General features: G+C 64.4%; 8 protein-coding genes and 1 pseudogene. All 9 read left to right on the top strand.

Going from position 1 to position 8761, the window contains the following annotated elements:
- A partial coding sequence (locus tag Q427_RS06160; protein ID WP_043512008.1) for a transketolase C-terminal domain-containing protein occupies positions 1–409 on the top strand: 409 nt, incomplete at its 5' end.
- Positions 410–1068: 659 nt separating this feature from the next.
- A complete protein-coding gene (tssB, locus tag Q427_RS06155) occupies positions 1069–1578 on the top strand; it encodes a type VI secretion system contractile sheath small subunit (RefSeq protein ID WP_043512006.1) in 510 nt (169 codons plus the stop codon).
- Positions 1579–1655: 77 nt separating this feature from the next.
- Positions 1656–3136 (top strand): annotated as a pseudogene (gene tssC, locus Q427_RS06150) (type VI secretion system contractile sheath large subunit).
- A gap of 15 nt (positions 3137–3151) precedes the next feature.
- On the top strand, positions 3152–3583 hold the full coding sequence (gene tssE / locus Q427_RS06145) for a type VI secretion system baseplate subunit TssE (protein WP_043512000.1): 432 nt from the start codon (positions 3152–3154) through the stop codon (positions 3581–3583).
- 70 nt (positions 3584–3653) lie between these two features.
- On the top strand, positions 3654–5417 hold the full coding sequence (tssF, locus tag Q427_RS06140) for a type VI secretion system baseplate subunit TssF (protein WP_043511998.1): 1764 nt from the start codon (positions 3654–3656) through the stop codon (positions 5415–5417).
- 58 nt (positions 5418–5475) lie between these two features.
- Complete coding sequence (tssG, locus tag Q427_RS06135) at positions 5476–6402, top strand: type VI secretion system baseplate subunit TssG (RefSeq protein ID WP_231613472.1); 927 nt, start codon at positions 5476–5478, stop codon at positions 6400–6402.
- A gap of 6 nt (positions 6403–6408) precedes the next feature.
- On the top strand, positions 6409–7815 hold the full coding sequence (gene tagH, locus Q427_RS06130) for a type VI secretion system-associated FHA domain protein TagH (RefSeq protein ID WP_051496173.1): 1407 nt from the start codon (positions 6409–6411) through the stop codon (positions 7813–7815).
- Positions 7812–8390: a type VI secretion system lipoprotein TssJ gene (gene tssJ / locus Q427_RS06125; protein WP_331280555.1), complete on the top strand. Its 579-nt coding sequence runs from the start codon at positions 7812–7814 to the stop codon at positions 8388–8390. Before tagH ends, tssJ begins: the two co-directional genes overlap by 4 nt.
- On the top strand, positions 8390–8761 hold a 372-nt coding region (gene tssK / locus Q427_RS06120), incomplete at its 3' end, for a type VI secretion system baseplate subunit TssK (RefSeq protein ID WP_043511993.1). The genes tssJ and tssK, both read left to right, overlap by 1 nt.

The raw sequence follows: 8761 nt of genomic DNA, 5'->3' as shown, positions 1-8761 counted from the left end.
GGCGCCGCTGGAGATCGGCAAGGCGGAGCATCGCCGCGAGGCGGGTAGAGACGGCAGCCGAGTCGCACTACTGGCCTTCGGCAGCCTCAATGGCCCCGCGGCCGCGGTGGCCGACGCCCTGGACGCCACCCATATCAACATGCGCTCGATCAAACCGCTGGACCGGGAGGCCATCCTGGCCGCCGCCGACGAGCACGACCTGCTGGTCACCCTCGAGGAGAACGTCGTGGCGGGTGGCGCCGGCAGTGCCGTCAACGAACTGCTGGCCGCCGAGGGCGTGCAGGTGGAGCTTCTCAATCTCGGCCTGCCCGACGCCTTCGTCGAACACGGCAAGCCGGCAGAGCTGCTGACCGAGTGTGGACTGGATGCGCCGGGTATCGAAGCCGCCATTCGCGCGCGGATGGGTTAATTCGAGACAGTCAACAAGCGCAACACTGCCTGTTCCAACCGGCCATGAATCGAGCTTCATGGCCGGTTTTTTATTGTGTGACATTGGAATAGTCCCTGTGAATCCCCGTTTGTGAACCGGTACACCAGCCACTTCCGACCTTTCGTCAGGCATTGTCTAGTGGCTGCGGGATGAAATAAACGCACCGATAGGCAGGTCAATACGAGCACATTGCGGAGTGATGGTGGTGCTTATCACTTATATTCGCGTAAGCCATTTCCTACAATGGCTGTAAGCAAAGGTATACATCGTACTAATTGTCTCAAGACGGCTTGACGATATCCGTCACGAACCCTGCATGTTTTCGGCAGTTGGCGGTTTTTATTCTGTTTTCTCTCCTGTAAGTAACGTCCACGTAAACTTGCCTGTCGTCCATGGCCTCGTTTGGCACCTCCTCACTTCCTGTTTACCCTCTCGCGTCATCAGCTATCGCGGCAAGCGCTTCTTCGGGTCCGCCGGCCTGCGCCTGGATCATCTCGCAGCGGCGTGTGGCCCTGGCCAATTCGGTTGGGGTCGATGTGGTTCGCATAGCCCGTTCCTGGCTTGCCCACCGGGCCAGTATCAAGACGTATGACTTAATCGTTCCAAAAATCCAGCGGTTCGTCAGGGAGCTCCAGACAATGGCAAAGGAAGGGACCGTTGCGCCCAAAGAGCGCATCAATATCAAGTATGTACCGGCTACCGGCGACCAGCAGGCGGAAACCGAGCTGCCGCTCAAGCTGCTGGTGGTAGGGGACTTCAAGGGTGGCGCGGAAGAGACGCCCATCGAGGAGCGCGACAAGGTCTCGGTGGACAAGAACAACTTCCAGTCGGTCATGCGCGAGGCGGGTCTTGGCCTGCAGGCTTCCGTACCCAACCGGCTCGAAGAGGGCGAAGAGTCGGCCGACCTGGCCGTGAACCTCTCGTTCAAGGCGCTGGAGGATTTCGCCCCCGACAGCGTGGCCCGGCAGGTACCGGAGCTGCGCAAGCTGGTCGAGCTGCGCGAGGCGCTGGTTGCGCTCAAGGGGCCGCTGGGCAATGTGCCGGCCTTCCGCGATCGGCTGCAGAAGCTGATGGAGAGTGACGAGGCGCGCCAGCAGCTGCTCTCGGAGCTCGAGCTGCTCGACACGAACAACAAGGGCGACGCCTGATTCCTGTGAGTTCAGGTGCAGGCAGAACAGGTGCAGGCAGGCGATTCAACGCCAGGTAAAGGATTCGAGGCAACCCCATGACCGATTCGGTACAAACGCAGGGCCAGGCCGCCGGGGCCCAGGCTGAAGACTCCCTTCTCGACCAGGTGATGGCGCAGACGCGCATGGCACCGGCCGACGAGGGCTACGATATCGCCAAGCAGGGCGTGGCGGCGTTTATCGCCGAGCTGCTGCAGAGCACCAGCGACGCCCCCCAGGTCAACAAGTCGGTGGTCGATCGCATGATCGTCGAGCTCGATCGCAAGATCGGCAGCCAGGTGGACGAGATCCTGCACGACCGGGGCTTCCAGGAGCTGGAATCGGCCTGGCGTGGCCTCAAGTTGCTGGTCGACCGCACCGATTTTCGCGAGAACATCAAGCTGGACGTGTTGCATGCCACCAAGGCAGAGCTGCTCGAGGACTTCGAGTTCGCTCCCGAGCTCAGCCAGAGTGGGCTCTACCAGCACGTCTATGCGGCGGAATATGGGCAGTTCGGTGGCGAACCGGTCGCCGGGATCATCGGCCACTATGACTTCTCGCCCTCGACGCCGGACATCAAGCTGCTGCAGTTCACCGCCGCGGTGGGCGCCATGGCCCATGCCCCCTTCCTCTCCTCGGTGGCGCCGAGCTTCTTCGGTATCGACAGCTTCGAGGAGCTGCCCAATATCAAGGACTTCAAGGCGATCTTCGAAGGGCCGAAGTACGCCCGCTGGCGCAGCCTGCGCGAGTCCGAAGACGCCCGCTACCTGGGCCTGACCGCACCGCGCTTCCTGTTGCGCATGCCCTACGACCCGGTCGAGAACCCGGTCAAGAGCTTCAACTACCGCGAAACGGTCAACGAGAACCACGAGCATTACCTGTGGGGCAACACCGCCTACCTGCTCGCCGAGCGACTGACCGACAGCTTCGCCAAGTACCGCTGGTGCCCGAACATCATCGGCCCCCAGAGCGGCGGCGCGGTGGAGAACCTGCCGGTCCACACCTACGAGGCGCTGGGTCAGCTCCAGGCCAAGATTCCCACCGAGGTGTTGGTCACTGACCGGCGTGAATTCGAGATGGCGGAAGAGGCTTCATCTCGCTGACCATGCGCAAGGGCAGCGACAACGCCGCGTTCTTCTCCGCCAACTCGGTGCAGAAGCCCAAGGTCTTCCCCAACACGGCCGAAGGCAAGGCCGCCGAAACCAATTTCAAGCTCGGTACCCAGCTGCCATACATGTTCATCATCAATCGCCTGGCGCACTACATCAAGGTGCTGCAGCGCGAGCAGATCGGTTCATGGAAGGAGCGCCAGGATCTCGAGCGTGAGCTCAACGCCTGGATCCGCCAGTACGTTGCCGACCAGGAGAACCCGCCGGCCGAGGTGCGTAGCCGCCGTCCGCTGCGGGCCGCCTCGATCCAGGTCTCCGACGTCGAGGGCGATCCGGGTTGGTACCAGGTGTCCATGGCGGTGCGCCCGCACTTCAAGTACATGGGCGCCAACTTCGAGCTGTCGCTGGTGGGCCGCCTCGACAAGGAGTAAGGGAGTGTCGCTGCCATGAGCCTTTACCGTGGTGGCGTGCTCGGCAACCGGCTGTTCGAGCGCCTGGCGGCGTCCGGGCAGCCGGTCGAGACAGGGAGCGAGGCGAGCCTCGCCGACACCGTGGAATCCATCAAGCGTCATCTCGTTGACCTGCTCAACAGCCACCCCGGGCACAGCGAGTGTGCCCCGGAGCTGGGGCTGCTCGACTTCAATGACGCAACCATCGGTGTACTCGATCTGGAACTCAACATTCAGCGCGCCATTCGCCAGTGCATCGAACGCTTCGAGCCTCGAGTACAGCGAGTGGAAGTGGAGTCGTTGCCCCATGGCGGCGACCCCCTGCAGCTGCGTTTCCAGGTCCACGCGACCCTGGATCTTGGCCGGGACAACGCCCAGACCACCATCGATCTGCTGCTGAACGACAAGCGCTACCAGTGCCTGAACTGAACGGTTTTTGAACTGAGACGCGCCAGAACTGAGCACCTGAGTAACCACGCATCTGGGAAACGAGGCTCGCATGCTGAATCGCTATTACCGGGACGAGCTCGACTTTCTGAAGCTGCAGGGGCGGGAATTCGCCGAGGCCAATCCAGGCCTGAGTCGCTTCCTCTCCGAACGCAGCACGGATCCGGACGTCGAGCGCCTGCTGGAAGGCTTTGCCTTCCTGACCGGCCGCATGCGGGAAAAGGTCGAGGACGAGTTTCCCGAGCTGACCCATTCGCTGATCAGCATGCTGTGGCCCAACTACCTGCGTCCGGTGCCGAGCATGACGGTCATGCAGTTCACCCCGAAGTGGCATGCCCTGAGCGTTTCCCAGTCCGTTGCGGCTGGCACGGCGGTGGGCAGCCGGCCCATTGACGGAACGGCCTGCCGCTTCCGCACCTGTCACGACGTGGCGCTCTATCCGCTGCAGCATGCCGGTGTCGAGGCGCGACACTCCCGCGAGGCCTCCGTCGTCGAGCTGAACCTCGACGTGCGCAGCGATCAGCCACTCGATGCCCAGGGAATCGAGGATCTGCGGCTGCACCTGGGGGGCAACGGCTACACGGCACGCAGCCTCTATCTGTGGCTGAACCACTACCTGGAGCGCATCGAGCTGGAGATCGACGGCGAGCGCCGGCGCTTGCCCAACAGCCTGCTGCAGCCGGTAGGGTTCGAGCGTGAAGATGCCCTGTTGCCCTATCCGCGCAATGCCTACCAGGGCTATCGCATCCTGCAGGAGTATCTCTGCTTCCCCGAGGCCTTCCACTTCGTCGACCTGGCCTCGCTGGGCCGCCACCTGCCCTCCGTCCAGGCCAGTCGCCTGACGCTGCGCTTCGTCTTCTCGCGCACCCTGCCGGCGGATGCACGGGTGCGCGACGAGCACTTGGCGCTCTACTGCACGCCGGCCATCAACCTGTTCACCCACGATGCCGACCCCATCGACCTGAGCGGCGAGCGCAGCGAGTACCACATTCGTCCCAGCAGCCGCTCGCCGGCCAACTACGAGGTGTTCAGCGTCGATGCGGTGCATGGCTGGCTGGAGAGTGAATCCGGCAAGGTCCGGGGGGAGCCGCGCAACTATGTACCGTTCGAGAGCTTCCAGCACCAGATCGAGCGCGATCGGGACCGGCAGGCGCTCTACTACCGGGTGCGGGTTCGCGACAGCCTGCGCGGTGATGGCTTCGACCACGACATCGCCTTCGTTCGCGGCGACGAGCGCGCCTGCCTGGGCATGCGCGAGACCATTTCGCTGCGGCTCACCTGCAGCAACCGCGAACTGCCCGAGAAGCTGACGGTGGGCGATGTCTGCGTGTCCACCGAGAACAGTCCGGTGCATGCCGATTTTCGCAATATCACCCGGCCGACGCCGGCGCTGCGTCCGACCCTCGACGGCAGCCTGATGTGGACCTTGATCTCCAACTTGTCTCTCAACTACCTGTCGCTGCTCGAGCGGGACGCCCTCTGTTCGGTATTGAGGGCCTACGACTTCCGGGCACTGGTCGACCGCCAGGCGGAGCGCGTCTCCCAGAAACGCCTGACGGGCATCGCCGATATCGAGACCCAGTCCATCGACCGGCTCCAGCGGGGACTGCCGGTACGAGGGCTGCGGTCGGTCATGACACTGGACCAGGAAGCCTTTGGCGACGAGGGCAGCCTCTACCTGTTCGGCAGCGTGCTGGCGCGTTTCTTCTCGCTCTACGCCAGCATCAACTCGTTCCATGAGCTGCATGTCATCAACCGACACAACCGTGAGCGTTACGCATGGACCTTACAGTCGGGCCAGCAGCCGCTGATGTAGCGCCGGCAGCCTGATCGAAGGGGCGCGACGCTACGACTTCTTCCAGCTCGTCGAGCTGTTGCACCGCCACCATGAGGATGACCTCGAAGGTGGGGGCGGCGGTAGCGTGGCGGCTTTCGAGCGGGTGCGCTTCAGCGCGTCGGCATCGCTGGGCTTCCCGGGCAGCGACGTGGTGTCCCTCGAGCCCGGCGTTGATGGCGGCTACCGGCTGGAAGTCAGCTTCCTGGGGCTGCAGGGGTCCCAGTCGCCGTTGCCCGGCTACTACCTGGAGAGCCTGGCCCATGATGCGGCCCACCACGAGGGTAGCGCCGGCGACTTTCTCGACTTCTTCAACCATCGCCTGCTGACCCTGGTTCATCGTGCCTGGCGCAAGTACCGCCACTATGTGCGCTACCAGGACAATGCCAGTGACGGCTTCTCCGCGGCCGTCTTTTCCCTGGTGGGGCTGGCCGATGCCGAGCTGCGCGGCGAGACGCCGATCAACTGGAGCAAGATGCTCGCCTATGCGGGCCTGCTGGCGGGGCGTTCGCGCTCCCCCGAGGTGGTGTGCAGCATTGTCGGCCACTGCTTCGACCTCGACGACGTGCATCTCGAGGAGTGGGTGCATCGCTGGGTGGTGATTCCCGAGGACCAGCGCAGCCGGTCGGGGCTTTCCGCCATGACGCTGGGAGAGGACATGATCGCCGGCGAGCGGGTCGCCGATATCGGCGGCAAGTTCGCCCTTTGCCTGAGGGGCCTGAGCCTGGCGCGTTTCCGCGACTTCCTGCCCGACGGCTGCGAGCACGCACCGCTCAAGACCCTGGTGAACTTCGTGCTGCGCGAACCCCTGGCCTACGACCTGGAGCTCGAGCTGCTGCCCAGTGCCGTCATGCCGATGCGCCTGGGTGAAGCCGGCAGCTGCCAGCTCGGCTGGACCACCTTCGTCAACCCCGAATCCAGCGATGCCTCCAGGCGCCGCCGGGTACGCATACAGATGACAGGCTAACCGCCCATGCAAGCCTCTTACCAGCAAGTCACCGAGCGCCACGCCACTGCCCATGCGGCCGTCACCCTGGTGGTCATCAACAGCGAGCGGCTGGAAGGACGCTCCACCAGCAGCCATGTCTTCCACGAGCCGGGCGGCACACTCGGCAGCGGCGCGGATGACGACTGGCTGCTGCAGGATCATGCCGGCCGCATTCGACCCGGCCATGCCCTGATTGGGCGACAGGATGGCCGCTTCTGCCTGATCGACTGCAGCGGGCACACCTTCATCAATCACGCCACGCTGCCCCTTGGCCGCGACCGGCGGGTTGCCCTGTGCGATGGCGACGAGCTGAGGCTCGGCGACTATCACCTGCGGGTCCATCTGGGCGACCGCCAGAGCGGCCAGCCCGGCGCCCAGCCGCTGACCGCGCTGATCAATGAGGAGCAGGAAGCGCTGGCAGGGCAGGGTGCGCCGCTGGTGCATGCCATGCCCCGGTCGGGCATGACGCCACCGCGGCAGGATGACCCCCTCGAGGCGCTGGGGGAGGCGACCCCCGGTGCCAGCCACCGGGACCCCATGACGGCCCTGAAGCACCCCGACGAGGCAGTCATCGACGTCACCGCCCCGCTGCTCGACGAGCTGGACGTCCCGGGCTCGAGCGGGACGACTTACCACCAACGGGAGCGGCGCGAATCCGCGCCGGCCAAGCCGACGATCCGACCATATGAGGACAAAAACGCCATGAGCAGGGAAATGGATGAAGGACTGTTGAACGATCTGGAGCGCTCGGTTGGCGAGCAGCTCGAGGACCGCTGGCAGGACTCGGTGCCGGCAGCCGCGGGGCATGTGGGTGCCGATCCCCTGATGCGTGCCCTGGGCGCCAATCTTCGCTTCCATGACAGCGAAGAGCAGCAGGCCTTCCTGATGGAGGCCGGCAACACCCTGCGGGCCGCCATCGAAGGGCTCCAGGCATTGCACCAGGCCCAGGACGACAGCCGCTATCCGCTGCGCGACCGCCGCCTTCAGCCCATCGAGGACAACCCCCTGCGGCTGGGCCAGCCCTATGGCGAAACCGTGGAGACGCTGTTCTCCGCCCGTCGCAGCCCGGTGCATCTCTCGGCACCGGCAGCGGTGGCCGAATGCCTGGCCCACCAGGGACAGCACCAGGCGGCGGTGGAAGAGGCCATCGGTCAGGCGCTGCAATCCATTCTGGATGCCTTTGCGCCCGATGCCCTGCTCAAGCGCTTCCACGCCTACCGCGGCGCCGGCAACCGTCTGGAAGACGAGGGTGGCTGGGCCTGGGAGATGTACCGCCACTACTACCAGGAGCTGAACTCCGGCCGCCAGCAGGGCTTCGCCAAGCTGTTCTGGGAGGTGTTCGAGCAGGCCTACGACCAGTCGGTTCGCCGCCAGCAGCGGGAGGAAGCATGAGCACGATAATAAAGAGCGCAAGAGTCATGCTATCAAGCAAGTCGCGCACAAGCTTATTCACTCCCCCTGCCTGGCTGATCGCCGTCATGCTGGCGCTGGTTCTCAGTGGCTGTACCACCATGGGCAAGACCTGGCAGGTGATCAAGGACCCGTCGATTCCGGTGGGCCATCCCGAGCCGCGTCTCTCGCAGGTCGACCTGGCCATGCTTGCCGAGCCCGACGTCAACCCCAACCTGGACGGGGACGGCACGCCGCTGCGCTTCCAGATCCTGCAGCTCAAGGACGACTCCATGCTGATGGCCGCCGACCATTACCAGCTGCTCAACGATCTCGAGGAGGCCCTGGGCACCAACTACCTGACCCACGACGACTTCACCCTGCTGCCCGGTCAGTGGAAGTTCTACGAGCCCTTCGAGATCGACGAGGAGACGCGCTATATCGGTCTCATCGCCTTCTACAACAACCCGGATCAAGCCCAGTGGAAGAAGGTGGTCAAGGTCAACGCCCAGGGTAATGACTACCATTTGCTGGTTCACCTGCGTGCGGACGAAGCCGAGCTGAGGGATCAAGACTGATGGCTAGCCGCAATCGCGTGGTCTGGAGCGAAGGGCTGTTCATCAAGCCGCAGCACTTCCAGCAGCAGCAGCGCAGCCTGGAAGGGCTGATCGACGCGCGCCTGCGCGGCGTCAGTCACTGCCTCTACGGCTTCCAGATGCTGGAGCTCAACGCGGAGTTCCTCAGTTTCGGCCGTATCGCCATCAGCCGTGCCAGCGGCGTGATGCCGGATGGCACGGCCTTCCAGCTGCCCGACGACGATATCGAGCCGCAGCCGCTGGAGATCGGCGACGCCGGCATTACCAACCAGGTCGTCTACCTGGGCCTGCCGCTGGCCACCGATGCGGTGGGCGAGGTGCGCTGGCCCGGCGACGACCTGCCGGCTCGCTAC

The organism is Halomonas sp. BC04, from assembly GCF_000568385.1.
The sequence above is the reverse complement of the archived record's forward strand: the minus strand, read 5'-3'. Positions and strand labels throughout refer to the sequence as shown.